Source organism: Bacillus sp. AP8 (assembly GCF_000321185.1).
GTDB lineage: Bacteria > Bacillota > Bacilli > Bacillales > DSM-1321 > Bacillus_AD > Bacillus_AD massilioanorexius.
In genome coordinates this window covers 37,846-64,093 of the sequence record NZ_CAPG01000071.1, presented here as the reverse complement: position 1 = coordinate 64,093, position 26,248 = coordinate 37,846, and the positions used below count along the sequence as shown (strand labels likewise).

Sequence of the window (26,248 nt, the reverse complement as noted above, 5' to 3'; positions counted from 1 at the left end):
TAGGGAGGGATTAAGATGCATGAATGGCCATTATTAATATTTACAATTAGTATGCAGGCAGCCATTGGAGGAATGCTCGTACTTTGGTTATTCCATCGAAGCTTAGAAAAAAATGGTGTAGACACGTATAGTGCTTTAAGAATACCATTAATTGTTATTGCTGTTTTATCACTTGTAGGGTTAGGTGCTTCATTCGCCCATTTAGGAAAACCAAGTCATGCTTTTAATACAATACTAGGGTTTGGACATTCTTGGATGAGCCGTGAAATCGTATTTACAGGATGCTTTATAGCGTTAGCTATTATTACAGTTGGATTGTTCTTTGTTCAAAAGAAAGTAAATCCTTGGTTACTATTAGTGACTGCACTTGTAGGTTTGGTAGATGTTTATGCTATGGCAGCTATTTATTCTAATACATTAGTAAATGGTTGGGATAGCGCAAATACTTTCTTATCTTTCTACGGAACGACGTTAACACTAGGAGCAATTTTAATGCTGAGCTTAAATGCAACATTTATTAAAAATGCTGATGTAACAAAAAAATTATTTAAAATTGGTTTTTCTGTGGCTGCGGTAGGTATCGCTATTCAATTAGTTGGCGCAGCATTATTAGCAGCCTTTAATGGAGATGTTATTCTGATTTCTGGTACTGCGGCATCTACAAGCTTAGCAGATTATCAATCTGTCATTATTGTACGCTGGATTATTGAAATCATAGGTATGGCTATCTTCGGTTTCTATGCTATTTCATCAAACAAAAAATCAATGGTTGCTGTAAGCTATGTAGCTCTTATAGCTATTCTTGTAGCTGAAGGTATGAGCAGATATGTATTTTATGTGTTAGGTGCATAAGAATATGAAAAGAAGCTATCTCAAATTTGAGATAGCTTCTTTTCATAGAAAGAGAACATAGACTTAGAGGACAAATTCCTTTTAGATGCGAAAAGGGGAGTATCAATAGAAAAAGACGTAATAAAAAAGAGGGAAGAAAATTATCGCGTTCCCCCTCTCTTATTAGTATCTTCAATCTACTTTTCTATGATAAAGCCTTTAATCCTGTAACACCAATAATTATAGCGATGACACTCAGAATTCGTGCAATATTTTTGGATTCTCCAAAGAAAATCATATTTATAAGGACCGCTCCTGCTGTTCCAATACCTATCCAAACAGCATAAGCAATACTCACTTGTAAATAATTAAAAGAAGTATATAGAAGGATAAAAGAAGCTCCGAATCCACCTATATAAAGAATGGTATTACCTACATTTTTTGTTTGACTGTACTTTTTTAGTCCAACAACTCCAATTACTTCAGCGCAAGCTGCTAAAAAAACAAATAACCAACCCATTAATGAACATCTCCTGTCTTTTCATCGACTTTGTTATCAGCTAGTTTTAAACCAATAACTCCTGCGATTAGAATGACGATGAAGAATAGTTTTCCTATACTGAACGTGCCTCCGAAAATAAACACATCCATTAAAGTGGTTCCAGCAGTTCCTACACCTGCAAAAATAGCATAAACAGTACCTGTTGGTAAATTTTCGCAAGCTTTCGCTAAAAAGTGGAAATCTGTGAAAATAATCACAAGTATAATCACCCAATGCCACCAAGTGCTAGCGGTATTAAAACCAAACACCCATAGTAATTCAAAAATACAGGTTAAAATAACATATAACCATGATTTATTCATTTCATCACTCCTTAATGACTGACTATCAGTCATTTTGATGTTAAAATTTTTTGAGCATCACTAGTTTTGTGTACCTAGTGCATGACTCAAAAAATCTATTAATTCTTGTTTTTGTGTATGAACAATTTGATCGTTACTATGATCATATAAATAAATTTGTTCAGCAGCAGATTCAATCAGCCCAATTAACAATTTAGCTGTACGATCTGGATGAATGGATTCACGTATAGAACCATTATTTTTGGCTCCTTCTAAAAATGTACTCATCCAAGAATAAAACGGCTTATAAATGGTTTCCCATTCTTTTAAATGTTCAGATGATGCAAGACCTGCATAAATTAAAGCTAGAATTTCATGATAATCATCTGTCACTTTAAAGACAACGTCAATTAATTGTGTAAGCTGATCTGAGAAAGAATCTTCTTTTTGAACATTTTCTTTTATAGCGACAATAATCCGATCTACCATTTCTTCTGCTATGGAAGGCATTACGGCAAGTTTAGAAGGAAAATATAAATAAAAAGTACCTTGAGCAATACCAGCTGACTTTACGATATCGGACACTTTTGTTTTTTCGATGCCTTTCTCCTTAAAAACGTCAATGGCAGCTCGAATAATTCTTTCTTTTTTATTATCCATCACTCACCTTCTTCCATAATCAAAATGACTGAATGTCATTCATTATATAGTGGATCGTTTATAAAGTCAATTTAGAGAAGGTGTAGCCGGTGAAATAAGAAGTTGAATCAAAATGATAAAGAGTTGAACGGTTTTCACCAAGAGTTGAATGCTTTTTATGAAAGTTGAACCAATTACATACAAAGTTGAATGATATTGGTATATGTGGAACAGGCGTTGCAAAGTAATTTGTTTTTTGATAAGACAGGAGTATCAAGTTATTAAGGAGCTGCAAATATGCCAAACATAAAGGCTGTATTTAGTGATATAGACGGAACATTATTAGATTCAAATCATCAAATTTCTACCGAATTACAGGAAACGATTCAAACAATAACAAATAAGGGAACACCATTTATACTAGTCTCGGGTCGAATGCCGAGTGGTATATTTATGCTACAAGAGATACTAAACATTCAAACTCCTATTATTTGTTATAGTGGCGCTCTAATTATGCAAAGGGATCATAATGCTTCTGAAGTGAAGACGATTCATAGCTTTAATCTTGCTACTAATGATGCTCAAGAACTTTATAAAGATATAAGTAATTTTAATCAAACAATTAGTTTCAATATATGTAGTTATGATAATTGGTTCGTTGATGATTTACAAAATCCATGGGTAAAACGTGATCAAGCTATATCGAAAATGACACCTCAGAAAGTTGACTTTGCTTCTTTCCTCGAAGGTGATTGCATAATCCATAAGGTTATGTGTATAGGAAACCCTGAAGATATTAATGAATTAGAAGCTCATTTGAAAAAAACATTTTCTCATTTATCGATTTTTAAATCTCAGGCATCTTATCTGGAAATAATGACAGGAGGTGTATCAAAAGCGACCGCTATCAAACAATTAGAAAAAATGTACAATATTACACGAGATAATATTATGGCAATTGGTGATAATTTTAATGATATGGATATGTTGTCTTATGCTGGCTTGGGAATTGCGATGGGAAATGCTCCTGAGGAAGTGAAGGTAGTAGCAAATGAAACGACTGCCTCGAATGATGAAGGTGGACTTAATCAAGCCTTGTTAAAGTATGTAAAATAAATAGTAAATGATTTGTGAATGAAGTACTAGAAATTGAAAAAACGGGTATAAATACAGGGCCTACTTGAATTGTGAGGAGTGTTTTTTGATGGCAGATTTTAAATATGAAATAACAGATCGTATCGGAACAATTTCTCAGTCTCCAAAAGGTTGGAATAAAGAGCTTAACTTGATTAGCTGGAATGGGAAAGAAGCTAAGTATGATTTACGTGATTGGGCTCCTGATCATGAAAAGATGGGGAAGGGTATTACGTTATCTCACGAAGAATTAAAAGCGTTACGTGATGTATTGAACGGTATGGACTTATAAAAAGATTGAAAAGAGGATATCCAAGATGGACACCCTCTTTTCATATTAACCAAAGAGTAGATAAGGGGCTTCTGAAAAATTACTTTTCAGAAGCCTCTTATCTTATAATTTAAATGACTTAACTTGTTCTTGTAATCCAGTTGCAAGGTTAGAAAGAGAGTTTGCAGATAAAGCAATCTCTTCCATAGAGGATAATTGCTGTTCTGCTGATGCAGCAACCAGCTGTGTTTGAGCAGAAGCATCTTTTGTTGATTCGGATATATTTGTTATGGTAGCTGAAACTTCTTCAGCACTAGCAGACATTTGCTCTACTGTAGCAGCCATCTCTGTTATTCTTTCCTCCATATGATACATATTGTTACTAATTTCCTTGAAGCTCGTTTCCGTTTTATGAACCAATTCTAGACCTTCAATTGTTTCCAACTCGACTTGATTCATAGATTCAGTTGATTGTGTCATATTAAATTGAATCTCTTTTATTAAAGTGGATATTTGATTAGACGATTGTTGAGATTGCTCAGCAAGTTTTCGTACCTCATCTGCAACAACTGCAAATCCGTTTCCGTTTTCGCCTGCACGGGCAGCTTCAATAGCTGCATTTAAGGCGAGTAGATTTGTTTGTTCAGCAATATTTGTAATGATATGGCTTATATCATTAATTTCATTTGATCGAGTATCCAGTAATTTTAGCACTTCGTTACTATCCATAACCTTTTGATGAATCGACTTTATTTGTGCAACCGTATTGGATACATATTCATTTCCTTTGTTAGCTTGTTTAACAATTCTTGTACCTTGCTCAGAAAGCTCTGATGAATTTTCTGCTAGGTTTTGGATAGCCAAAGATACTTCTTCAAGTGATTGTGCACTTTCAACGATCCCGTTATTACTCATTTCTGCTCCTGTAGCTATCCTTTGTATAGAAATTGAAATGTCGTTAGTAGCCTTGCTCGTTTCCTTAGCACTAGCTGTAAGTTGTTCAGAGGCTGAGGCTACTTGTTCAGTAGTTTGAGCAAGCTTGTAAATAAGTTGTTTCATATTATTTTTCATTTTGTTGAAGTCGTTTGTTAATGTTCCAATTTCATCCTTAAAAGCGATTTTAACATCTTCTCTAGAAAAATCTCCTTCCGCAGTTAAAGCTAGTTCATTACTAACTCGAGTAATTGGCTTAATAAATCGTCTTGCGAAGAAGATCGCATCAAGTGAAAAAATAATGATCGAGATTATCGATATAATTGCGATTGTATATGCGATTTTATTAGCTCCAGCACTATAATCGGATAAATAACCGGTTGAGCCAATAATCCATCCCCAATGTGGATCTTTCTGTACGTAGGTTATCTTTTTTTCCGTTTTATTGCTAGTAGGATTTAGCCATTCGTACTCAATGAAGCCACCTTTTTCCCCTTTTTTCAGAAATTCTTGACCAATTAGAACACCATCGGGTGTTTTTTTGTTAGAATAATCGACTCCTTCACCATTAAAGGACATGACTGATACTGCTTGTTCATTTAAAGCGATGATATAGCCAGCTTTTCCAGAAGTATAATCTGGATTGAGTGGACGATTTCCTTCTGCATCTTTTTCACCAAATAGTTCAAGACGCAATTTTTCTTGTGCTTCTTCTAATGTTATATTGCCTTTTTTTACTTCATCATTAAGTATGTCTATCATTCCAATAACTGATTTGGATCTCGTTTTTAGTTCGTTTTTACCTATATCATTCAATTGATTTTTAGATATCGAATATGAACTTATACTGATTATAATGACAGGTATAATGATAATAGAAATACAGAGTATTAATAGTTTTGTTCTAAATGATAAATATTTGTTTTTCATGTGAAAATCTCCTCCCGATAAGTATGAACTAATTTTAATCCCCTATTTATATGATATCGGAATATTAATTCTAAGTTGTTACAAAAAATGTAATTTAACTTTTAACTAATTGAGAGAAGTGATAAAATTTCCATCACTTTAGAGAGACAATTTTGCTAAAATAGAAAGGATGTTTTAAAAAGTACCATTTTAATGGTCAAATAAATAGGAATTCTGGAATTTTATATGAATTACATGTATGATGCTAGAAGAATTATTTTAATATATATAAAAGGTTAAGTTTTTTTCGCTTTAAGAATTAGGAGGAAATGCAATAATGAATTTGGAAGCACAAGAACAATTTAAGCTTGAGGAACTGCTCGGTTCTTTGACAGTTAATCAACTTAAAAATATACGTCGTAATCTAGACTTGAAAATAAAAAATGTAAGTTCATTACGAAAACAAGAATTAGTAGAAGCGCTAACGGAAGGGATTCCATCAACAGTTGCTAATCGTGCAATGTTGATGAATGTTGATCAATATACAGCTGTTGTTACTTTAATGACTAAAAATGGAGTGTTAGAAGTTAGTCAATTAGAGATGGAAGATGTATTTTATTTAAGTAGCGTTGGATACGCTCATCCAGTAAAAAAAGATGACCAACAACTGCTAGTTATGCCAAAAGAAATTATCGATCGATTTTATGAATTAGATCCATCTCAATTGAAGGTAAGCGTTAATAAAAATCAAAAAATCACTCATACTTTATTTGGAATGATGAGATATTTTGGTGTAATCGATCTTCTATCAGCTCAAGAGATGGTTAAGGGATACATTGAGGAAGAAATAGATGCGGTCTGGTTTGAAGAATATGTTGCCTATTTATCTGAGTTTTACGGTGGATTTCAGTTAGTAGACGGCTATATTGTGAATGAGTTGGCAGTGGATGTGAAGCAGGAAATCCTTGATCAACAAAATCGATTAAATATCCCTTATTGTCCAATTCCTAAAGAAATGATGTTTAACGTAAGCGGAAAGCAAACGTTTGAGAAGACTCCACAAGTAGAGATTTTAGCGAAGTATTTGCAAGAAAATTACGAGCTATCTGCAGAACTGTTAGAGAATCTAGTGGATGATTTTATCTTTATGATTCAAACACAAAATTCATTAACAGATATTATGACATCTATTGGAGAAAGAATTGAATTTCCAAATGAAGCAGCTATAAAAGAGTTTGTAGATTTATTAGTGAAAGTTGCTAATTACACAAGATTGTGGATTTTAAAAGGGTATACACCAAATGAATTATCTCCAGCACAGGAAAAAAATACAACTCCTGTTACTAGTGAGAAAATAGGTAGAAATGAGCCGTGTCCTTGTAATAGCGGTAAAAAGTACAAGAAATGCTGTGGCAGTAACTAAAAGCGTTACTTAATTCCTGAAGAAAAGGGTTTATGTCAAAAGTGAATGGAAATCATTTTTGACATAAACCTTTTATATATCTTGCCATATAGATTAATTCAAGAAGCTTCTTCAAATTATTGTCATATATAATGATAGTTATATATGGCTTTTTGCTTGAACAATCTCTCGCATCATAAAAATAAGACATCATTTTTTATGTAGAGGTACATTCACGATTAGGTTGATTGTTAAGAAGAGTATAAAACGATATGAAAAATGTGTAAAATTTTTCCTTTATATAGATGAGTTGAAATAGAAATAGGTATATTTACATGGTAAAATAAGTTCATGTGATGTAAATTTATTACTGTTTATAAAGAAAGGGACGCTTCATGTTTAGATTTGTGCTAGGTCTAGTAATTGGTGTAGCTATAACATGCGCTTTTTATCAAATGATTCATAAAAAATTACGTAAACAAATACAAAGTAGCTTAATGAAGGAAAAGCAAATGTACTCTTTAGTAGAAAATACAAAGGATGCTCTATACTATTTTGAACTTATCCCTGAGTGGAAGTATAAGTATATATATCCTCCGTTAGAAGATACGTATGGTAAGGACTTAGCAGAGAAAATATATAAAGATCCACAAATATTATTAAACTTAATACATCCGGAAGATTATGATATGCAGATAAAGAAAATAAAAGGTGAGGTAGATTATAGTAAACCACTTATTTTTCGAATTGCGGATAGGTCTGGTGAGTATCACTCTTTTGAAGAATTTACTACTCCTGTGTATGAAGATGGTAAATTGATTGGCATACAGGGGATACTTAGAAATATAGATGAAAAATTGCGAATGGAGCAGGAGGTAGAATATCGTCTTAACCATGATAATGCTACGGGCTCATACAATCGCAATTATTATGATGATATTGTTCATACGTATAATACGAAAGTAGATACACCTATTGGAATGATCATATTTGATTTAGATAATTTGAAATATGTAAATGACACATATGGTCATAGAAAAGGAGATCAATTAATTAAGATTACAGCCGGGTTACTAAATATTTTTTCAAACGATCATATCACTATTTCAAGAATTGGCGGCGATGAGTTTGTTATTTTGACAACACAAGGGACTGAACTGGATGTTAAACAATTAATGAATAATGTAGTCGCAGCCATTGAAGAATATAATGACAATAGTGCAGATATGAAAATAAGAATGTCTGTAGGGTATTCTTATAGTCCATATTCAATTGGTCAAATGGATCGTGTATTTGAAGAAGCAGACCGTAATATGTATGACGATAAATTCAGAAAAAAGCTTATGTATGAAATATAAGGAAAGAAGGTCTAATAGCATTGCTATATGTAGATCTTCTTTTTTTATTTTAGAATAATTTATTTTTTGTAGAGCAAAATATAAATTGGATATTGAATGTTAACCTTAAATACTTATAAATAATGGGTTTTTTATTGGTTTTTTTAGTATGTGAGCTTTAAAGGCGAATTATAAATACGTACTTATATAAAAATGTTCGTAATTTCTATTGACGAATTATATATTATATTTATATAATAAGTTTCATATTAAATGAAAACCAATTTTAAGGAGATCAAATAAATGAAAAAGCTTATAGTAGTAATTATGGCTCTATTTACAATTTTAGCTGGATGTTCATCAAATGAGCCGAAAAAAGAGAACGCAGCTGAAAAAAATGAACAAGTACAACCAATAGGTATTATCGGTGCGATGGATTCAGAGGTAACAACGCTTAAATCAAAATTAGATAATGAAAAGATCGTAAAAAAAGCAGGCCTAGAATTTCATCAAGGAACATTAAACGGCAAAGAAGTAGTAATTGTTCAATCAGGAATTGGAAAAGTAAATGCAGCTTTATGTGCACAAATTTTAGTAGATGATTTCAATGTTAGCACGCTCATTAATTCAGGTGTTGCTGGTGGTTTATATAAGGATTTAAAAGTTGGGGACGTTGTTATTTCTAACCGTGCAGTAGAGCATGACTCAGATGTAACAGCATTTGGACATAAAAAAGGTTATATTTCTGGTATGCACGGTGATGGTGAACCAACTTATTTTGAAACAGACGCAGATTTAGCAAAGAAAACTCAAGAAGTTGCTAGTGAAGTATTAAAAGAGAATAAAGCATACATTGGAACAATTGCTTCTGGTGATATTTTTGTTAGTGACGCGGCTTTAAAAACATCACTAGTAGAACAATTTGATGCATATGCTGCTGAAATGGAAGGGGCAGCTATCGCACACGTTGCTTATTTAAACAAGGTACCTGTAACAATTATTCGTTCAATCTCTGATTTAGCTAATGGTGAAGCAGATGTAACCTATGAAGAATTTGAAACGAAAGCTGCTGAAAAGTCAGCACAAATTGTAATGAATTTATTAAAACAACTATAAGAAATAATTGAAGTAAAAAAATGACTTGAAAATCATACTTTCAAGTCATTTTTTGTTTGTTTTTTAAATCATCCCAACAATTTCATAAGATCGTAATCGTTCTCTATGATCGTAGATTTGTGAGTTAATCATGAATTCATCAGCTTGTGTTTCATTCAGGAAAGCCTGTAATTGCTTCTTAACGCTTTCACGGCTACCGATTATAGATGAGCCAATTCGTTGCTCTAATGCAGCTTTTTCCATTGGATTCCATACTTCATCCATATTATCGATAGGTGGATCAAGAGGACCAGGTTGATTACGAACTAATTTTAAAAATTGCTGTTGCATTGAAGTTGCTAACTTCATGGCTTTTTCATCAGTATCAGCTGCAATGACATTCAATGCTACCATTGCATATGGCTTTTCGAGTACATCTGATGGCTGAAAGCTTCTTCGATATAAGTCTAATGCAGGTAATGTATTTTCAGGAGAAAAATGATTAGCAAAAGAAAATGGTAACCCCAATTGTCCGGCAAGCTGAGCACTGAATCCACTAGAACCTAATAACCATATAGGAATATGTAATCCTTCACCTGGAATAGCTCTGACATGCTTTTTCCCAATGGTTAATGAAGGATTGAAGTATGTGCGCAGCTCTTGAAGTTGTTCTGGAAAATCATGACCATCACGTCGACTATCTCGTCTCAAAGCATAAGCTGTGTATTGATCAGTTCCTGGGGCACGACCAAGTCCTAAATCAATTCGATTTGGATAGATTGATTCAAGAGTTCCAAATTGTTCAGCAATGACAAGAGGTGAATGATTAGGTAACATGATGCCACCTGAACCAACTCGTATGTATTTTGTTCCTGCAGCAACATATCCAATCATAATCGATGTAGCTGAGCTCGCGATTCCAGGCATATTATGATGTTCCGCCAACCAATATCGGTTATATCCCCATTTTTCAGCATGCTGAGCTAAATCTAACGTGTTTTTCATTGAATCTTGAACAGTTCCACCTGATAGGATTGGAGAGAGATCTAAAATAGAAAAAGGGATATCGGAAAGACATTTTTCATCTCCAGGCATGTTCACTCACTTCTTTCTATATATATTTGATAACACTTCATTTTACTTAAAAGGACTTGTAACTTATTTATTTACAGAGAAATCATTTCTTGAAAATATCGATGAACCAAAAAGGTCCGATGACGGTTTTTCTTATATATTATCAATAATTTCCATTATGACAAATAATTTGTTTTACTTAAGATATGATGGATTGGAGTAAAATAAGTCGTTTCTCTTGAAATATAAATGATATAAATTAAAATGATACCATATAGGGTATTGTTAAGCTTTTGTACATAATTGTATTAGATTGGAGGCTTTTCATTTAATGGAGGATATAGGAGTCTTTTTTGCTCTTGCAGCAGGTGTATTGTCTTTTTTTTCCCCTTGTGTATTCCCACTTTTGCCAGCATACATTACGCATTTAACTGGAGGGAAAATAGAAAATGCCAAAATTGATGTGAATAAAAGTAAACTTTATATTCGCTCATTTGGATTTATTATTGGTTTTAGTTTAATATTTACCGTTATGGGTGCTTCAGCGAGTTTTCTTGGAAAAGTATTCTTAGATTACAGAATGATTATAATGCAAATAGCTGGTTTTCTTATCATTATTTTCGGTTTACAAATGGCAGGACTTTTAAAGCTTAATTTTCTAATGAAAGAAAAGAGGTTTCACACCGAGAAAAAAACAAAAGGGATATTCAGTAGCATACTTTTAGGTATGGCATTTGCTAGTGGTTGGACTCCATGTGTAGGACTGGCTTTATCTTCTATTCTTTTATTAGCAAGTTCTACAGATACGTTATACCAAGGTATGTTTCTATTAATTGCTTATTCTGTAGGTATGGCTATCCCGTTTCTCATAATATCAATTGCTTTATCATATTCATTAAAAACTCTTCGACGCATTAATAAATATTTAGGAAAGCTTTCTTTTATTAATGGAATGATTATGATTCTACTAGGCTTCTTAGTATTATCAGGTCAAATGCAAAAAATTAGTGCTTGGCTTTCATCTTTTAATCTTTTTTGGTAACGATTCTAATCATTTGATAGAAATGGAGAGATATTTTGTCTTATCTTACACTTGGCAAATTTACTATTCAGGTGAGTATTCTCGCTTCATTTTTAGCCCTTTTTATTGGAGCGTTTCTTTTTAAAGTCATAGAAAAAAAGAGTCTAGGGGATTGGTATTGGAATAGTATCTTTATATATATAGGAGTATACAAACTAAGTTATCTTTTGTTCCACTTTAATCTTTTTTGGGAAGCACCCTGGTCAGTCTTTTATTTTAATGGAGGAATAAAAGGACATATTTTAGCTTTCTGTTTTGTTGCTATCTATATCATGTTTCGAACTAAAAAGAATAGATTAATCATAAAAGAGGAGTTCATTCCTTCCTATATCTTTTTTCTTCTGTTATACGAAATGGGCCTTTCTATTTTTGAAAAGCAAGCTTTACCTACGCTAATCCAGGTTATTTTACTCGTTTTCGTTTCCATTTTATTTATAAGAAAAAGTGAGTATAGCCCAGCAGTATCTACACAAATGTTTCTATTACTGTTGTTAATACAATTGTTATTGTTCAGCTTATTTGGTGGATTTATGGTCATGAAGAATATCGTGTTTCTTGTATTTGGCGTATTTTTTATATTATTAAAGTTATTTCATAAGGAGGAATCGTTCACTTGAAAAAAAACTTACTAACTATAGCAATCTTAATTATTGCTGTTGCTATTATAGTTGTGAACATTTGGAAGCCATCGGATGTTGAAAGTGAGAAAAAGATTTCTAGTGAAAAAGAAGCAAATACTAAAGAGGTAAGTGAAATAGAGCAGCAGAGCTCACTTGAGGTAGGAGCTAAGGCACCAGATTTTGAGTTGAAGACTTTAGACGGACAACAGGTAAAGCTAACCGATTTTCGAGGAAAAAAAGTGATTCTAAATTTTTGGGCTACATGGTGTCCACCGTGTAAAGCCGAAATGCCTCATATGCAAAACTTTTATTTAAAAAATCAAAATAAAGATGTGACTTTACTAGCCGTTAATTTAACAAGCTCGGATAAAGGATTGGATGTAGTGGATGAATTCGTTAAAGATTATCAATTGACATTTCCTATACTACTTGATACAGAGGGAGTAGTTGGGAACATGTACAAGGTATATTCGATACCAACGAGTTATATTCTTGATTCAAAAGGAATTATCACCCAAAAAATCGTCGGACCAATGGATGAGGACAGAATGAATCAGCTTATTACCAGTATAAAGTGAACGGAATTAAATAAGAGGCTGTTTTAAAGTCCATTACTGATAATGGATCTTGTTGAGCGGGATGCTCTTGATAAAAAGTAACTATAATTAAAGTCAAAATACAAAAGTTCACATTTCATCATGTGAACTTCTTTTGTATTTTGGCTTGTTCATTGATATTTTTTTTCAATGAACAGTACATATCAGCCTCTTCGTTTCAGGGGGGGGATTTGGATTAGCCTATTTTTTTGTAGGAGAGTTCTCCATTCGCAAATAGTAAATAATAATCCTGTGTCTGTACTTTAAAAGGCTTACTAAAAAATTTTTGCATAGATACAAGTATCAATTAAATCATTATTTGCTACAGATTTAGCATTGTTTCTTAAAATACCTTCGAGAGTATATCCTAATCTTTCTGCGACAGCACGACTTCTACTGTTTTTTGAATCACAGCGAATTTCTATTCTTTTAGCTTTTAACTCTTTTACAGCAAAATCTGTTATACCTTGAACAGCTTCGCTCATATACCCTTTACCTGAATAGGAGGAATTTATCCAATAGCCAATTTCAAATTTAGGAATTGACCAATCGATACGATGTAAACCAGATGAAGCAACGAAATCACCAGTTTCTTTAGAAAAAACATGTAAACGCAAGTCAGATCTCTTTAGGAAATTCACATAGGCTTCACGTACATTCGTTTCGATTACTTCTAGTGACTGTTCTTTTTGTGCAAAAATCATCCACTGCTTTAATTCGGGAAGAGAATGAATAATGGCATCATGCACCGCTTGGCCATCACCGGGTAACGGCATACGAATGATAAGTCTTTCAGTAGTGAATTCAGTTGGAAAATCTAATAAAACCGGATTCAATTTTAACACTCCTTGTTAGAGGACAATTATTGCTCATGATTATAAAAAAGAAGCGTGAATAACTATTCTTCCTTTGCTTGTAGTCCTAGTTTTTTTATTCGATATTGAAGACTTTGACGGCTTAAACCTAATTGTTTCGCTGTTTTGGTGATACTGAAGTCATTTTTACTCAAGAAGTGTTTAATATATTTTAGTTCAAATAACTCTAGTTGGTCTTTTAAATGTGTTTTTTCTTCATTTAGAAAATGGTCAAAAGTTATTGAGTTTGTTGACTGTTCTTTATGTGTAGATTTTGTTCGATAATGAAATGGAAGATGTTCGAATTCTATCCATTCTTCGTCAAGAAGTAAGTTCATAGAAGCTTCTATAATATGCTCTAGTTCTCGTACATTTCCTGGCCAATGATAGTCTTGAAAAGATTGTAAAACGTTTTGCTTCACACCTAAAACATTCATTTGAAACAGAGCATTATATTTGGAAATGAATTTTTCGATTAATAATGGAATATCTCCAAATCTTTCACGAAGTGGAGGGATAAAGACTGTTACAACCCCTAAACGATAATACAAATCCTTTCGAAGGTGATGATTGGCTATCGCGTCGACTGGATCTTCATTCATTGTTGCAATAACACGTACATCAATAGGAATTTCTTTTGAACCGCCAATACGTTTTACTTTCTTTTCTTGGAGTACTCTTAGGAGCTTAGCTTGTAGATGGATATTTAAGGAGTTGATTTCATCTAACAGTAAGGTTCCGCCCTCCGCTTGTTCAAATAATCCAGCACTATCAATTGCTCCTGTAAAAGCCCCTTTTGTTGTACCAAAAAGCAATCCTTCTATTAGATTGTCTGGAAGAGCAGCACAATTTTGAGAAATGAATGGTGAGGACGACCGAGCACTTCCATTGTGTATACTTTGTGCAAATAATTCTTTCCCTGTTCCTGTTTCTCCGACAATCAAAACGTATGAAGATGTACGAGTTGCACGTCTAGATAGTTCAATGACTTCTTTAATCGCTTCACTATTCCCGATAATACTTTCGAAGGTAAAACGTGTGTCTGTTTTACGAATGCTATTAGTACGCATAAGTCGTTCGATTTTGGTTATGTCTTTAGCGATCTCTACAGCACCTTGTATTTTTCCATCAACAATAAATGGAAAGGTATTATTCATTGTGGTGATTTCTGTTCCTTTGTTATTAAAGTATGTTTGTTTAACATTCATGATTTCTTCTGCATTTTGAAGAGAATGAACAAGGGTGCTATTTTGATTTTCCTGAAACATAAAAACATCGAGCAAATTTTTGTGCAAAACGTCTTTGCTATCCATAGATTCCATTTCTCTCATTTTTTGATTGTATATGATGGTTTTTCCTTCGGCATCAACCGCATGGATCCCTATATCAATTTTGTCTATGATTTCTTCATAAAAAGAATTTAAATATAAAAGATGATCTTCATTCAATTTATTCATCCCTCTCTGTTGTTTATCTTATTCAAACTGGTTCTAGGGTAGAAATACCAATAGTAGAATAGGTTCCAAAATGAAACGGTTAGGAATCAAGAACTTAACAAGTAAATTACTTTAATATTAAACACTATATAATAGAAAGAGTTTTCTGAAAAGAATTTTGCATGGTGTGCCAAAAAATTTTGCTATTCAAGTGATCAAATCATAGTAAAATCCATTAATAGCAATATATTTAGTGTTGGCATGTTTCTTGCAAAGTTGTTAAGTAGACTAAATACATATCGTTTTGGAGGGATATTAATGGTTACTACTTATACACATGAACCGTTTACAAATTTTGCGATTAAAGAGAATAAGCAAGCTTTTTTGGAAGCGTTAGCTTATGTAAATAAACAGCTTGGAAAAGAATATCCACTTGTTATTAATGGAGAGCGAGTTGTATCAGACGTTAAAACAAGTTCTATAAATCCAGCTCAAAAAGATGAAGTAATTGGAACAGTATCGATGGCAGATAAAGAACTGGCAGAAAAAGCTATGCAATCTGCTTTAAAAGCATTTGAATCATGGAAAATGACAGATCCTGAGCTACGTTCAAGCGTACTATTTCGTGCAGCAGCTATTTTAAGACGCAGAAAACATGAATTTTCAAGCTGGCTAGTAAAAGAAACTGCTAAGCCTTGGAAAGAAGCAGATGCTGATACTGCAGAAGCGATTGATTTTCTTGAATTTTATGCACGACAAATGATTGAATTGAAAACTGGTTCTGCTGTTAAAAGTCGTGAAGGGGAACATAATGAATATAATTACATTCCTCTTGGGGTAGGTATTGTTATTTCACCATTTAACTTTCCATTAGCTATTATGGCTGGAACAGTTGTCGCAGCAATTGTTACTGGAAATACCGTTTTATTGAAGCCGGCAGAAACAGCACCAGTTGTCGCAGCTAAATTTGTTGAAGTGATGGAAGAAGCAGGTCTTCCTGCTGGTGTATTGAACTATATTTCAGGTAGTGGAGCTGAAATTGGAGATTATTTAGTTGAACATCCAAAAACTCGTTTTGTATCATTCACTGGTTCTCGTGCAGTTGGCTGTCGTATTTATGAACGTGCTTCAAAAGTACAAGATGGCCAAATTTGGTTGAAACGTGTTATCGCAGAGATGGGTGGTAAAGATACGATTATCGTTGATAAAGATGCGGATTTAGATATCGCAGTTCCATCCATTGTTTATTCAGCTTTTGGCTTCTCAGGTCAAAAATGCTCCGCTGGTTCTCGTGCAGTTATTCATCAAGATGTATATGATGAAGTACTGGAAAGAGCTGTAGCACTAACAAAAACATTAAAAATGGGTAGTCCTGAAGAGGCGGATACGTATATGGGACCTGTTATAGATGAAAAGGCTTATCAAAAAATTATGAGCTATATTGAAATTGGAAAATCAGAAGGCCGCCTTATGACTGGTGGAGTAGGAAATAATGAAAAAGGTTATTTCATTGAGCCAACTATTATTGCAGATGTAAAAGAAAAAGACCGCCTCATGCAGGAAGAGATTTTTGGACCAGTTGTAGCTTTCTGTAAAGCAAATGATTTTGATCATATGCTGGAAATTGCGAATAACACAGATTATGGCTTAACTGGAGCAATTATTTCAAATAATCGTCAACATATTGAACGTGCGAGAAAAGAGTTCCATGTAGGTAATCTATATATTAATAGAGGATGCACTGGAGCTATAGTGGGATATCAACCTTTTGGGGGCTTTAATATGTCTGGAACAGATTCCAAAGCAGGAAGCCCAGATTATTTACTTCTTCATATGCAAGGTAAAACGATTGCTGAAACATTCTAATAAAGTGAAACTTTGAATGGTGGGGATTTTTCTTCATCCTCCACCATTCATTAGTTGAACCAATTGGGTTCTTACTAGCACTTGTCTCCCACTTAAATAACTATGTTTCCTCTTCGTTTTGAAGTGGGAGTCTTAGCGCCAGTTTGAACGGGATATAGAAAGTATAAATATACTTCACAATTATTTTGCTAAGGTTCCATTTGATCTCCAAAGAGATAAAAAGAATAGAAATAGCGAAGTACAAACGTTTAAGTTTGTTATTCAATCATCTTTGCGAAAACGACTACCTTTTACCAGCTACGTTTCGAAGGATGCAAGTATTGCAAATATATGAAGTGTAGAAATGGAATTGGAGCTAGAAAAACAAACTTCTAATTTCAGTGAAAAAATAGGAGGAATATTGATTTCCTCCTGGTTTTATTAACGATATAGGAAAATCTAGAAGAATAATTTCTTCTCATTTAGGCAGTACGATTTAATTTATTTTACATGTAGTTTTAGCAAAGGTTTAGATTGAATGAAGGGAAAGAAGATGATTTGAACAAAACAATACAACATAGCTTAATTGTAGGTTTCGCTCTTTTCGCTATATTCTTTGGCGCAGGAAACTTAATTTTTCCTCCGTCCATTGGTCATGTGTCTGGAACGAATTGGATATCAGCGTTGATTGGATTTTGTACGACAGGTATTGTTCTACCCTTATTAGCAGTAATTGCTATTTAAAATGCTGGAGGTAAATTCGAGGATTTAACAAGACCTATTAGTCCGTGGTTTTATAAGGTTTTTAATCTTTTTCTTATGGTGGGAATAGGTATGTTTGTCACCATTCCTAGAATGGGAGCGACGACGCATGAATTAGGAATTCACACATTATTTCCACAGGTCCCATCTATCGTGACGATTGTTGTCTTTTTCGCTATAAGCTATTATTTTTCTATGGATCAATCAAATGTTATCGAAAAAATTGGCAAAATCCTTACACCTCTACTAGTAATTATTCTATTATTTATTGTAGGTAAAGGAATTTTTTCTCCTATAGGAGAACCTATAAAGACAACTCTATCGAATCCCTTCTCCAATGCATTTATAAATGCATACCAGACTGGTGATGTAGTAACAGGAATATTCTGTGCCCCCATATTTATCGCAGCGATTAAAGCATATGGTTACAAAGGTACTCAAATGAGAAAAATCGCATTAATTGGTACATTTATAGCTGGACTTGGTTTACTTATCATTTATGGCGGTTTGCTTTTTATCGGTGCAGCTGGCAGTGGGATTTTTCCTGATAATATTGATAGTACAGCACTTGTTGCACAAATTGTACGTATGCTTTTAGGACAATTCGGTACAATTGCTCTTTCAGTTGCAATAGCATTAGCTTGTTTAACGTCTACAATAGGTGTAACAGTTGTTACGGCTGAATTTTTGAATGATCTTACTAAAAACAAAATTTCATATCGCATATGGGCGTTAGTCGTTTGTCTTGCAGGAATTGCTATTGGATCTATTGGAGTTGAAAAAATTGTGGATTATGCAATGCCAATTTTCTTGGCACTATATCCTGTAGCCATCGTCTTGGTATTTTTAGGTGTATTTCGCAAATATATCCCGAATCCAGGAGCTTATAGAGGAGCAATTCTATTAACTTTTATTATTAGCTTATCTGAAACAGTAATGTCTCTTGGTTTGAAAATCTCTTTAATGGATGCATTCATTGCCAATCTACCTTTTAGTCCCAATGGATTTGCATGGCTTGTCCCAGCTATTGTAGGGTTTATCATAGGAGCCATCATATATAAATTTACATCTAATAATCAAAATCAAGAAGTGATAATCGATAGTACTGACATCGATTAACAGCTAAAAAGATAGAATATTAAAATAATATAAAAATAAGGAATAATCATTTAGGAGGAAATAATATGGCAACAACTGTAAATGTATCTGAAAAAATTATTAAACAAACGGAAGAATTTGGTGCGCACAACTATCATCCACTACCAATCGTTATTTCTGAAGCAGAAGGAGTGTGGGTAAAATCTCCTGAAGGGAATAAATATATTGATATGCTTAGTGCATACTCAGCTGTAAACCAAGGTCACCGTCATCCTAAAATTATTCAAGCATTAAAAGATCAAGCGGATCGTGTAACTTTGACATCTCGAGCATTTCATAGTGATCAACTTGGACCATGGTATGAAAAAGTAAGCTCTTTAACAAATAAAGATATGGTTTTACCTATGAATACTGGTGCAGAAGCGGTAGAAACGGCTGTAAAGGCGGCTAGACGTTGGGCTTATGATGTAAAAGGCGTGGCAGAAAATCAAGCAGAAATCATTGCATGTACAGGGAATTTTCATGGCCGTACAATGACAGCTGTTTCACTTTCATCGGAAGCAGAATACAAACGTGGCTTTGGACCAATGTTACCTGGAATTAAATTAATTCCTTATGGAGATTTAGAAGCGCTAAAGGCAGCAATTACACCAAATACAGCAGCATTTCTAATTGAACCAATTCAAGGAGAAGCGGGAATTGTTATTCCACCTGAAGGGTTCCTGAAAGCAGCAGGTGCTCTATGTAAAGAAAATAATTTGTTATTTATAGCAGATGAAATACAAACTGGTTTAGCTAGAACAGGTAAACTATTTGCTTATCAATGGGAAGATGTGAATCCAGATATCTTAATTCTTGGTAAAGCATTAGGCGGTGGTGTATTCCCAATTTCATGTGTAGTGGCTAATAAAGATATCTTAAATGTCTTTAATCCTGGTTCACATGGTTCTACTTTTGGGGGGAATCCACTTGCTTGCGCTGTCTCAATTGCATCCTTAGAAGTAATTGAAGAAGAAGAGCTTGTAAATAGATCACTTGAGCTTGGTGAATATTTCAAAGCAAAACTTTCTGAAATTAAAAATCCAATTATTAAAGAAGTACGTGGACGTGGATTATTCATTGGTATGGAGTTAACTGAAGAGGCTCGTCCTTATTGCGAACAATTAAAAGATGAAGGACTTTTATGTAAAGAAACACACGATACTGTAATTCGCTTTGCACCCCCTCTTATTATTTCAAAAGAGGATCTTGATTGGGCGATTGAAAAGATTAAAAAAGTATTTGCGTAAGGTATTCTTCGAAGCTAGCGGTTATACCGTTAGCTTTTTTCTTTTCTTTTCTTTTCTCCCTATCCCATATGATTAATATGGGATAGGGAGAAGATGAAGGAAAACTTGCAGAAGGTAGAGCACCTCTTCGTTCTGATCTTGATCAAGCAGTTCCAAATGCGCCTGTTATTATAACAAGAACGTGTGGACATATCGTTTCAGTAAATAGTAAAGCATTAGCATTAGCAGGAATTACAAAAGAAACGAAGGATCCAGTTGGAGGAAAAATAGATCGTGATGTAAATGGAGAGCCAACGGGAATATTAAGAGAAAATGCAAAAGACTTAGTAAAGGATATCATGCCTAAGAAAACGGTAGAAGAAGATGCGATTTTATTAGCTGAATTGAGCAAGGTTTTGCTATCAAAAGGTATCACTGCTATAACAGATTTGATGGCCTTAAAAATGCCGGTTAATTACTATGATATATATACTTCTGCAAAAGAAAAAGTCTTCAAGCAAAGAACGGTATTGTATTATATGTGGGATCATATTGAGAATCAATCTACTATTGAAACAGAGAAACTTGATCGTGAAAAAGCGATTCATATAGGTGGAATTAAACTATTCTCTGATGGGAGTGTGTCTGGACAAACTGCGTGGGTAAGTGAACCTTTTGTCGGGACAGAAGATAATTGTGGAATTCAAACTGTGACAGAAAAGGAATTACTTGATGCTGCAGAAGCTGCTAAGCAAAATAGTATTCAATTAGTAATACATGCAATGGGTGAGCAAGCTATTGATTTTATTATTAATACATTTGCAGAAATTCCGGCATGGTTGGAGGATGGTCCATCTATACGTTTGGAGCATGCAGCATTGCCAACAGAAAAAGCGATTCAGAGAATGGCAGAAGAAAAAATAGCAGTTGTAACACAGCCTATTTTCCAATTCGCTGAAATTGAAAGTTATATAAATAACATTGGGTTAGAACGTACACAAAAGGCCTACCCAATTCAATCTTTATTAAAAGCAGGTGTACCAGTTGCGTTTTCTTCAGATGCTCCTGCTACAGCCTGGGCTGATCCAGTGAATCCATTTGTAACCATACAATCAGCTATTACTAGGGTAGCTTGTACTGATACTGGGCAACAAGAACGTGTAGATGTTGCAACCGCCATTGAATTATACACAAGAGCTGCACAAGAAATCACAAGAATACCGAATATTGGACAATTAAAAGAAGGTTATTCTGCTGATTTTATCGTTTTAGATCAAGATATTTTGAGTATTGAAGCAAATAAAATTGGAGAAATATCAGTGGAACAAACATATATATCTGGTAGTCTAGTTTACCAAAAAGAAGTAGCTGAAATTAGCTAAATTAGAGAGGAGATTATTGTATGAAAAATATTTGGGCTAGTGAAATTAATAGTATTAAAGATGAAGTAATTGCATGGAGACGTTATCTTCATCAAAATCCAGAATTATCATTTCAAGAAGAAAAAACAGCACAATTCGTATATGATAAGCTTCTTTCGTTTGGTAATTTAGAAATAACAAGACCTACAAAATATAGTGTGATGGCTCGGCTAATTGGTTCAGAACCTGGGCAGACATTAGCAATTCGTGCAGATATGGATGCTCTTCCAATACCAGAAGAAAACGATTTTGACTTTGTATCAAAAGTACCTGGAGTAATGCATGCTTGTGGTCATGATGGACATACAGCTATGCTACTAGGTACAGCGAAGATTCTTTCCAAAATGCAAAATCAAATTAAAGGCGAAGTTCGTTTCTTCTTCCAACATGCTGAAGAGTATTTCCCTGGTGGAGCGAAGGAAATGGTAGAAGCAGGTGTTATGGATGGTGTAGATGTAGTGATAGCTGCTCATTTTATGTCTACAGTTGAAATTGGAAAACTAGGAATCACTTACGGCCCAGCAATGGCAGCTCCTGATGGCTTTTGGATAAATATTAAAGGTAAAGGTGGCCATGGTTCTGCTCCACATGAAACGATTGATAGCATAGCAATTGGTGCACAGGTTGTGACGAATTTACAATATATTGTTTCCAGAAACGTTGATCCACTTGATAACCTTGTTATATCTATTGGAAAGTTTGTAGGTGGAGAAGCTGCCAATGTTATTGCAAATACAGTTGAAATTAGTGGAACGGTCCGCAGTTTCGATACTAAATATCGCGAAACAGTACCAGTTTTAATGGAGCGTGTAATTAAGGGTGTAACAGCTGCTCATGGGGCGGATTATGAATTTAAGTACGAGTGTGGATATGATCCTGTTATTAATGCTGAAGCACCATCAGTTATTATTGAAGAAACCATAAAAGAAGTATATGGTGAATCTACATTCCAATTATTGAGGCCTAATATGGGAGCGGAGGATTTTTCTGCTTTTACTAAGAATACACCTGGAGCCTACTTTATTATTGGAGCTAGAAATGAGGAAAAAGGAATTACATACCCTCACCATCATCCTCAGTTTACCTTTGATGAAGATGCGATGGAATATGGAATGAATATTTTTGTAAATGCTGTATTCAAATTTTTAAAATAAGTGTAATTATCGTGGTTCATCAGTCCTTTTTATTTAAAAAGAGGTTGTCACAGTTGGACAACCTCGAATAATAAAAAGGATTTTTTATTGGTTAGGAAATTAGAAAAACCTACTTGTGGAAAATTTTTTCGAATAGGTTGAAGTCCAGCTTCGGCTCCTGACCTCTTAGGGTTATAAGTCAATACTACTAGAAGGTCAAATCAATCTTCTAGTAGTAGCTGACCAAGCCGCTTGAGCTTGGGTTCATTAATGTTGAGTTGGTGGATTAAATTGTTTTTCAGATTTAGAAATAACAACTGAAGCAAGAGAATTTCCTAGTACATTTACTACTGTACGACCCATGTCTAGTATACGATCAATACCAGCAATAAATGCTAATCCTTCTACTGGAATCCCAACAGTTCCTAATGTTGCTAACAATACAACAAAAGAAACACCTGGAACACCAGCAATTCCTTTAGATGTAATCATTAATACAAACATTAATGTTATTTGTTCAAAAATACTTAGATGAATTCCATACATTTGTGCGATGAATAAAGCTGCTAATGCTTGATATAGAGTGGAACCGTCTAAATTAAATGAATATCCAGTAGGAATGACAAAGGTTGCTATATGTTTTGGACAGCCTTCTTGTTCCATTTTATCCATTATTCTTGGAAGTACAGACTCAGAGCTAGCTGTTGAAAAAGCTAAAATTAACTCTTCCTTCAGAACTTTAATTAATCTAAAAATACTATATCCAACCATTTTAGCGATAATACCAAGAATAACAATTACGAAAAAGATCATTGTTCCATAAACCGTTATAATTAATTTTCCTAAAGGAATAAGGGAAGATAGACCAAATTTCGAAATGGTTACCCCAATTAAACCGAATACACCAATAGGAGCAAATTTCATAACAAGATTAGTTATATAGAACATGACATGTGAAGTTCCGTAGAAGAAGGAGTATACGGTTTTTCCTTTTTCTCCAACAGCTGCTATACCTAGTCCGAACATAACAGAGAAGAAAATAATAGCAAGCATATCAGTAGTAGCGATTGCTTCGAAAGGATTAGAAGGAACAATATGAACAATCATATCCATAATAGATTTATCTTCTTGTGTTTCAGCTGTGTTAACGTATTTGGAAATATCGGTTTGTTCCAGCTTGTCCATATTTAAACCCTGTCCAGGTTGAAAAATATTTGCTGATATCAATCCAATTGCAATTGCCGTTAGAGTAACAACAAAAAAGTAGAGAATCGATTTTCCTCCTAATTTTCCAACTGCTTTTAAATCCCCAACACCTGCAATAGCTACGATGATACTTGAAATAATGATAGGTACTACAATCATTTTGATTAAATGTAAGAAAATATCGCCTAGTGGCTGTAAATAATTTTGAGCCGTTTCGTTACCGTAAAAAATAGCTCCGACAATAATCCCAATGATTAATCCGATTAGAATTTGACTAGCTAAACTAAGTTGAATTTTTTTCATTCGCGTTTCCCCTTTATTAAAAATTTGTTAATCATGAATAAAAGATATATCAAAAAAGGTAATTGGTTTATCATAAACTATTTTAAAATTCTTTCTTGTTATATCTTTTATTTAGGTTGTGAATAAGGTTTAAAAGATGAGAATGGGATTTAATACTAATTATACAGTAATATTTATTATATTCTAAATCTTGACTCTATGTAAATTAAGTATATTTAAGATAGAATATTCTGATAATTATTCTATTGATATAATGATGATTTGGTTTAGTATTTTTATATAAAAACATTTTTGGGTGTTAGAGCATATTTATAGTAAGTTATGTCTTAAACTCTTTAAATAAGGGGCAATACACTTAAAAAAAAGAAAAGAATTTTTGCACATGTATGCAAAAATTACTTTTCTTTTTTACGTCTATTTTTGTTAAAGGAAATTGTAGAGTTTATCATTACTAACATAAAATAGTTGGAAAGATTTGTAACATTAAATATTTATTGTGAAGATGATTGACGTGATTTTAGCGCATTAAATCCTTCTATGGTCTTGTCTATTAGCGAAATTATTAAGTGAAAAATGTTAGCCAATTTAATGGATAAGATTAATTTCTCCAATTGTAGGTATGTTTTAAGTTACATTGGCATGTTATTTGCATTATTAGGTATAAGTGATAAAAAATGTCACCAATTTCTTGTAGAACGGAGTCTTTATCAAAAGAAAGTTTTGATAAAGATGCTACATAGAAGTTTTATTAAAAATATATGAGGTGAAAAAATGACTGTAGTAAAAGAATCTTCATCTACTTCAAAAGAGCAAACAAAGAAAAAAACGTATAGTCAGTTGGAATCAACCCAATCAATTATAAAAAAAGCTCTTGATACTTTAGGTTATTCTGAAAGTGTTTATGAGCTTTTAAAAGAGCCAATGCGTATGCTGACAGTACGTATCCCTATAAAAATGGATGATGGAACAGTAAAAGTTTTCACTGGTTTTAGATCACAGCATAGTGATGCTGTTGGTCCAACAAAAGGAGGTGTTCGCTTTCATCCCTATGTAAATGAAGATGAGGTTAAAGCTTTATCAATTTGGATGACTCTAAAATGTGGCTTATCTAACTTACCTTATGGAGGAGGAAAAGGGGGAATTATTTGTGACCCTCAACAAATGTCCCTTGGTGAATTAGAACGATTGAGTAGAGGTTATGTCCGTGCCATTAGTCAAATGGTAGGTCCAACAAAAGATATACCGGCTCCTGATGTCTATACGAATTCACAAATTATGGCTTGGATGATGGATGAATATAGTCATATCCGTGAATTTGATTCTCCAGGCTTTATAACAGGAAAACCGATTGTTTTAGGAGGATCTTTTGGAAGAGAGACAGCTACTGCACAAGGTGTTACGATTTGTATTAAAGAAGCTATCAAAAAGAAAAATATGCAATTAAAGGATGCTCGTGTCGTAATTCAAGGTTTTGGAAACGCTGGTAGCTTCCTAGCAAAATTTCTTTACGATGAAGGTGCAAAAATTATTGGCATCTCAGACGTTCTAGGTGGGATTCATGATCCAAATGGATTAGATATTCCTTATTTACTTGATCGTCGCGATAGCTTTGGAATTGTTACAAATTTATTTGAAAACACTATCTCTAATCAAGAATTGCTTGAACTAGATTGTGATATTCTTGTACCAGCTGCCATCGCTAACCAAATTATGGAAGATAATGCAGGGCGTATTCAAGCTTCAATTATTGTGGAAGCTGCAAATGGTCCTACTACTGTTGAGGCTACAAAGATTTTAACAGAACGTGAAATTTTACTAGTGCCTGATATTTTAGCAAGCTCTGGTGGTGTAACAGTTTCATATTTTGAGTGGGTCCAAAATAATCAAGGCTATTATTGGACTGAAGAGGAAGTTATGCAGAAGCTTCAAAAAGTAATGGTTGATTCATTTGATTCTGTATATGAAAATGCTACGCGTTATAAAGTTGACATGCGTCTAGCTGCCTTTATTACAGGAATTAGACGAACTGCTGAAGCTGTAAATTTAAGAGGATGGGCATAATACATTCTCTAGAAAGTACGATTTGGAATTGTAAGAGGTAACCTCTTTAAGTAGAGGAATTACTCTACTAAGAAACGTCAATTTGTTGTATAGAAA

Annotated in this window: 20 protein-coding genes and 2 pseudogenes; 14 read left to right on the top strand and 8 right to left on the bottom strand. The window is 33.7% G+C overall.

Going from position 1 to position 26,248, the window contains the following annotated elements:
• Positions 1 to 15 precede the first annotated feature (15 nt).
• On the top strand, positions 16 to 852 hold the full coding sequence (locus BN349_RS17145) for a dimethyl sulfoxide reductase anchor subunit family protein (protein WP_019243565.1): 837 nt from the start codon (positions 16 to 18) through the stop codon (positions 850 to 852).
• A gap of 184 nt (positions 853 to 1,036) precedes the next feature.
• On the opposite strand, the gene BN349_RS17140 is transcribed toward BN349_RS17145, so the two are convergent.
• From BN349_RS17140 to BN349_RS17130, 3 genes are read right to left on the bottom strand one after another with little or no spacing between them, the layout of a single operon-like run.
• Positions 1,037 to 1,351 (bottom strand): DMT family transporter, encoded by a 315-nt coding sequence (locus BN349_RS17140; protein WP_019243564.1) that lies wholly within the window; start codon positions 1,349 to 1,351, stop codon positions 1,037 to 1,039.
• Positions 1,351 to 1,695 carry a DMT family transporter gene (locus BN349_RS17135; protein ID WP_019243563.1) on the bottom strand — a complete coding sequence of 115 codons (345 nt, stop codon included), beginning with the start codon at positions 1,693 to 1,695 and terminating at the stop codon, positions 1,351 to 1,353. Before BN349_RS17135 ends, BN349_RS17140 begins: the two co-directional genes overlap by 1 nt.
• 60 nt (positions 1,696 to 1,755) lie before the next feature.
• Positions 1,756 to 2,334, bottom strand: a complete 579-nt coding sequence (locus tag BN349_RS17130; RefSeq protein WP_019243562.1) for a TetR family transcriptional regulator — start codon at positions 2,332 to 2,334, stop codon at positions 1,756 to 1,758.
• A 276-nt stretch (positions 2,335 to 2,610) separates the two neighbouring features.
• Here BN349_RS17130 and BN349_RS17125 point away from each other — a divergent pair, with 276 nt between their 5' ends.
• Both BN349_RS17125 and BN349_RS17120 read left to right on the top strand, forming a co-directional pair.
• On the top strand, positions 2,611 to 3,429 hold the full coding sequence (locus tag BN349_RS17125) for a Cof-type HAD-IIB family hydrolase (protein WP_019243561.1): 819 nt from the start codon (positions 2,611 to 2,613) through the stop codon (positions 3,427 to 3,429).
• An 88-nt stretch (positions 3,430 to 3,517) separates the two neighbouring features.
• The gene (locus BN349_RS17120) at positions 3,518 to 3,739 is read left to right on the top strand and encodes a YdbC family protein (RefSeq protein ID WP_019243560.1); all 222 of its coding nucleotides are present in this window, start codon (positions 3,518 to 3,520) and stop codon (positions 3,737 to 3,739) included.
• 102 nt (positions 3,740 to 3,841) lie between these two features.
• On the opposite strand, the gene BN349_RS17115 is transcribed toward BN349_RS17120, so the two are convergent.
• Positions 3,842 to 5,581 (bottom strand): methyl-accepting chemotaxis protein, encoded by a 1,740-nt coding sequence (locus tag BN349_RS17115; RefSeq protein ID WP_019243559.1) that lies wholly within the window; start codon positions 5,579 to 5,581, stop codon positions 3,842 to 3,844.
• A gap of 316 nt (positions 5,582 to 5,897) precedes the next feature.
• Here BN349_RS17115 and BN349_RS17110 point away from each other — a divergent pair, with 316 nt between their 5' ends.
• From BN349_RS17110 to BN349_RS17100, 3 genes are all read left to right on the top strand, one after another.
• The gene (locus BN349_RS17110; RefSeq protein ID WP_019243558.1) at positions 5,898 to 6,983 is read left to right on the top strand and encodes a Rho termination factor N-terminal domain-containing protein; all 1,086 of its coding nucleotides are present in this window, start codon (positions 5,898 to 5,900) and stop codon (positions 6,981 to 6,983) included.
• A gap of 374 nt (positions 6,984 to 7,357) precedes the next feature.
• Complete coding sequence (locus BN349_RS17105; protein ID WP_019243557.1) at positions 7,358 to 8,320, top strand: sensor domain-containing diguanylate cyclase; 963 nt, start codon at positions 7,358 to 7,360, stop codon at positions 8,318 to 8,320.
• Between the two features lie 282 nt (positions 8,321 to 8,602).
• A complete protein-coding gene (locus BN349_RS17100; RefSeq protein WP_019243556.1) occupies positions 8,603 to 9,415 on the top strand; it encodes a 5'-methylthioadenosine/adenosylhomocysteine nucleosidase in 813 nt (270 codons plus the stop codon).
• Between the two features lie 63 nt (positions 9,416 to 9,478).
• On the opposite strand, the gene BN349_RS17095 is transcribed toward BN349_RS17100, so the two are convergent.
• The gene (locus BN349_RS17095; protein ID WP_019243555.1) at positions 9,479 to 10,489 is read right to left on the bottom strand and encodes an LLM class flavin-dependent oxidoreductase; all 1,011 of its coding nucleotides are present in this window, start codon (positions 10,487 to 10,489) and stop codon (positions 9,479 to 9,481) included.
• Positions 10,490 to 10,799: 310 nt separating this feature from the next.
• Between BN349_RS17095 and BN349_RS17090 the strand changes: the two genes are divergently transcribed.
• Together BN349_RS17090 and BN349_RS17080 are read left to right on the top strand one after the other, a co-directional pair.
• Positions 10,800 to 11,510, top strand: a complete 711-nt coding sequence (locus BN349_RS17090; RefSeq protein WP_019243554.1) for a cytochrome c biogenesis CcdA family protein — start codon at positions 10,800 to 10,802, stop codon at positions 11,508 to 11,510.
• Between the two features lie 652 nt (positions 11,511 to 12,162).
• Entirely contained in the window at positions 12,163 to 12,747 is a 585-nt protein-coding gene (locus BN349_RS17080; protein ID WP_019243552.1) for a peroxiredoxin family protein, read from the top strand.
• 293 nt (positions 12,748 to 13,040) lie between these two features.
• On the opposite strand, the gene BN349_RS17075 is transcribed toward BN349_RS17080, so the two are convergent.
• Both BN349_RS17075 and BN349_RS17070 read right to left on the bottom strand, forming a co-directional pair.
• Positions 13,041 to 13,601 (bottom strand): GNAT family N-acetyltransferase, encoded by a 561-nt coding sequence (locus BN349_RS17075; RefSeq protein ID WP_019243551.1) that lies wholly within the window; start codon positions 13,599 to 13,601, stop codon positions 13,041 to 13,043.
• A 62-nt stretch (positions 13,602 to 13,663) separates the two neighbouring features.
• Positions 13,664 to 15,076 (bottom strand): sigma-54 interaction domain-containing protein, encoded by a 1,413-nt coding sequence (locus BN349_RS17070; protein ID WP_026089359.1) that lies wholly within the window; start codon positions 15,074 to 15,076, stop codon positions 13,664 to 13,666.
• Between the two features lie 297 nt (positions 15,077 to 15,373).
• On the opposite strand from BN349_RS17070, the gene pruA reads away from it, so the two are divergent.
• The 5 genes and pseudogenes from pruA to BN349_RS17045 all read left to right on the top strand — a co-directional run bounded on the left by pruA (position 15,374) and on the right by BN349_RS17045 (position 22,603).
• Positions 15,374 to 16,921, top strand: coding sequence for an L-glutamate gamma-semialdehyde dehydrogenase (gene pruA, locus BN349_RS17065; RefSeq protein ID WP_019243549.1), 1,548 nt, complete (start codon positions 15,374 to 15,376; stop codon positions 16,919 to 16,921).
• 513 nt (positions 16,922 to 17,434) lie between these two features.
• Positions 17,435 to 18,781: pseudogene (gene brnQ / locus BN349_RS24215) on the top strand (branched-chain amino acid transport system II carrier protein).
• A 65-nt stretch (positions 18,782 to 18,846) separates the two neighbouring features.
• The gene (locus BN349_RS17055; protein WP_019243546.1) at positions 18,847 to 20,049 is read left to right on the top strand and encodes an ornithine--oxo-acid transaminase; all 1,203 of its coding nucleotides are present in this window, start codon (positions 18,847 to 18,849) and stop codon (positions 20,047 to 20,049) included.
• Positions 20,050 to 20,156: 107 nt separating this feature from the next.
• Positions 20,157 to 21,410: pseudogene (locus BN349_RS24210) on the top strand (amidohydrolase); the annotation flags it as partial.
• Positions 21,411 to 21,430: 20 nt separating this feature from the next.
• Entirely contained in the window at positions 21,431 to 22,603 is a 1,173-nt protein-coding gene (locus BN349_RS17045; RefSeq protein ID WP_019243544.1) for an amidohydrolase, read from the top strand.
• Positions 22,604 to 22,849: 246 nt separating this feature from the next.
• Here the strand turns inward: BN349_RS17045 and BN349_RS17040 are convergent, their stop codons facing one another.
• The gene (locus BN349_RS17040) at positions 22,850 to 24,091 is read right to left on the bottom strand and encodes a cation:dicarboxylate symporter family transporter (protein WP_019243543.1); all 1,242 of its coding nucleotides are present in this window, start codon (positions 24,089 to 24,091) and stop codon (positions 22,850 to 22,852) included.
• 771 nt (positions 24,092 to 24,862) lie between these two features.
• Here BN349_RS17040 and BN349_RS17035 point away from each other — a divergent pair.
• Complete coding sequence (locus BN349_RS17035; protein ID WP_019243542.1) at positions 24,863 to 26,152, top strand: Glu/Leu/Phe/Val family dehydrogenase; 1,290 nt, start codon at positions 24,863 to 24,865, stop codon at positions 26,150 to 26,152.
• Positions 26,153 to 26,248: the final 96 nt, after the last annotated feature.

What these genes read in the sequence shown, in the direction of transcription:
- BN349_RS17145 (WP_019243565.1), top strand. Translation starts at nt 16, where the DNA reads ATGCATGAATGGCCATTATTAATATTTACAATTAGTATGCAGGCAGCC.
- BN349_RS17140 (WP_019243564.1), bottom strand. Translation starts at nt 1,351, where the DNA reads ATGGGTTGGTTATTTGTTTTTTTAGCAGCTTGCGCTGAAGTAATTGGA.
- BN349_RS17135 (WP_019243563.1), bottom strand. Translation starts at nt 1,695, where the DNA reads ATGAATAAATCATGGTTATATGTTATTTTAACCTGTATTTTTGAATTA.
- BN349_RS17130 (WP_019243562.1), bottom strand. Translation starts at nt 2,334, where the DNA reads ATGGATAATAAAAAAGAAAGAATTATTCGAGCTGCCATTGACGTTTTT.
- BN349_RS17125 (WP_019243561.1), top strand. Translation starts at nt 2,611, where the DNA reads ATGCCAAACATAAAGGCTGTATTTAGTGATATAGACGGAACATTATTA.
- BN349_RS17120 (WP_019243560.1), top strand. Translation starts at nt 3,518, where the DNA reads ATGGCAGATTTTAAATATGAAATAACAGATCGTATCGGAACAATTTCT.
- BN349_RS17115 (WP_019243559.1), bottom strand. Translation starts at nt 5,581, where the DNA reads ATGAAAAACAAATATTTATCATTTAGAACAAAACTATTAATACTCTGT.
- BN349_RS17110 (WP_019243558.1), top strand. Translation starts at nt 5,898, where the DNA reads ATGAATTTGGAAGCACAAGAACAATTTAAGCTTGAGGAACTGCTCGGT.
- BN349_RS17105 (WP_019243557.1), top strand. Translation starts at nt 7,358, where the DNA reads ATGTTTAGATTTGTGCTAGGTCTAGTAATTGGTGTAGCTATAACATGC.
- BN349_RS17100 (WP_019243556.1), top strand. Translation starts at nt 8,603, where the DNA reads ATGAAAAAGCTTATAGTAGTAATTATGGCTCTATTTACAATTTTAGCT.
- BN349_RS17095 (WP_019243555.1), bottom strand. Translation starts at nt 10,489, where the DNA reads ATGCCTGGAGATGAAAAATGTCTTTCCGATATCCCTTTTTCTATTTTA.
- BN349_RS17090 (WP_019243554.1), top strand. Translation starts at nt 10,800, where the DNA reads ATGGAGGATATAGGAGTCTTTTTTGCTCTTGCAGCAGGTGTATTGTCT.
- BN349_RS17070 (WP_026089359.1), bottom strand. Translation starts at nt 15,076, where the DNA reads ATGAATAAATTGAATGAAGATCATCTTTTATATTTAAATTCTTTTTAT.
- pruA (WP_019243549.1), top strand. Translation starts at nt 15,374, where the DNA reads ATGGTTACTACTTATACACATGAACCGTTTACAAATTTTGCGATTAAA.
- BN349_RS17055 (WP_019243546.1), top strand. Translation starts at nt 18,847, where the DNA reads ATGGCAACAACTGTAAATGTATCTGAAAAAATTATTAAACAAACGGAA.
- BN349_RS17045 (WP_019243544.1), top strand. Translation starts at nt 21,431, where the DNA reads ATGAAAAATATTTGGGCTAGTGAAATTAATAGTATTAAAGATGAAGTA.
- BN349_RS17040 (WP_019243543.1), bottom strand. Translation starts at nt 24,091, where the DNA reads ATGAAAAAAATTCAACTTAGTTTAGCTAGTCAAATTCTAATCGGATTA.
- BN349_RS17035 (WP_019243542.1), top strand. Translation starts at nt 24,863, where the DNA reads ATGACTGTAGTAAAAGAATCTTCATCTACTTCAAAAGAGCAAACAAAG.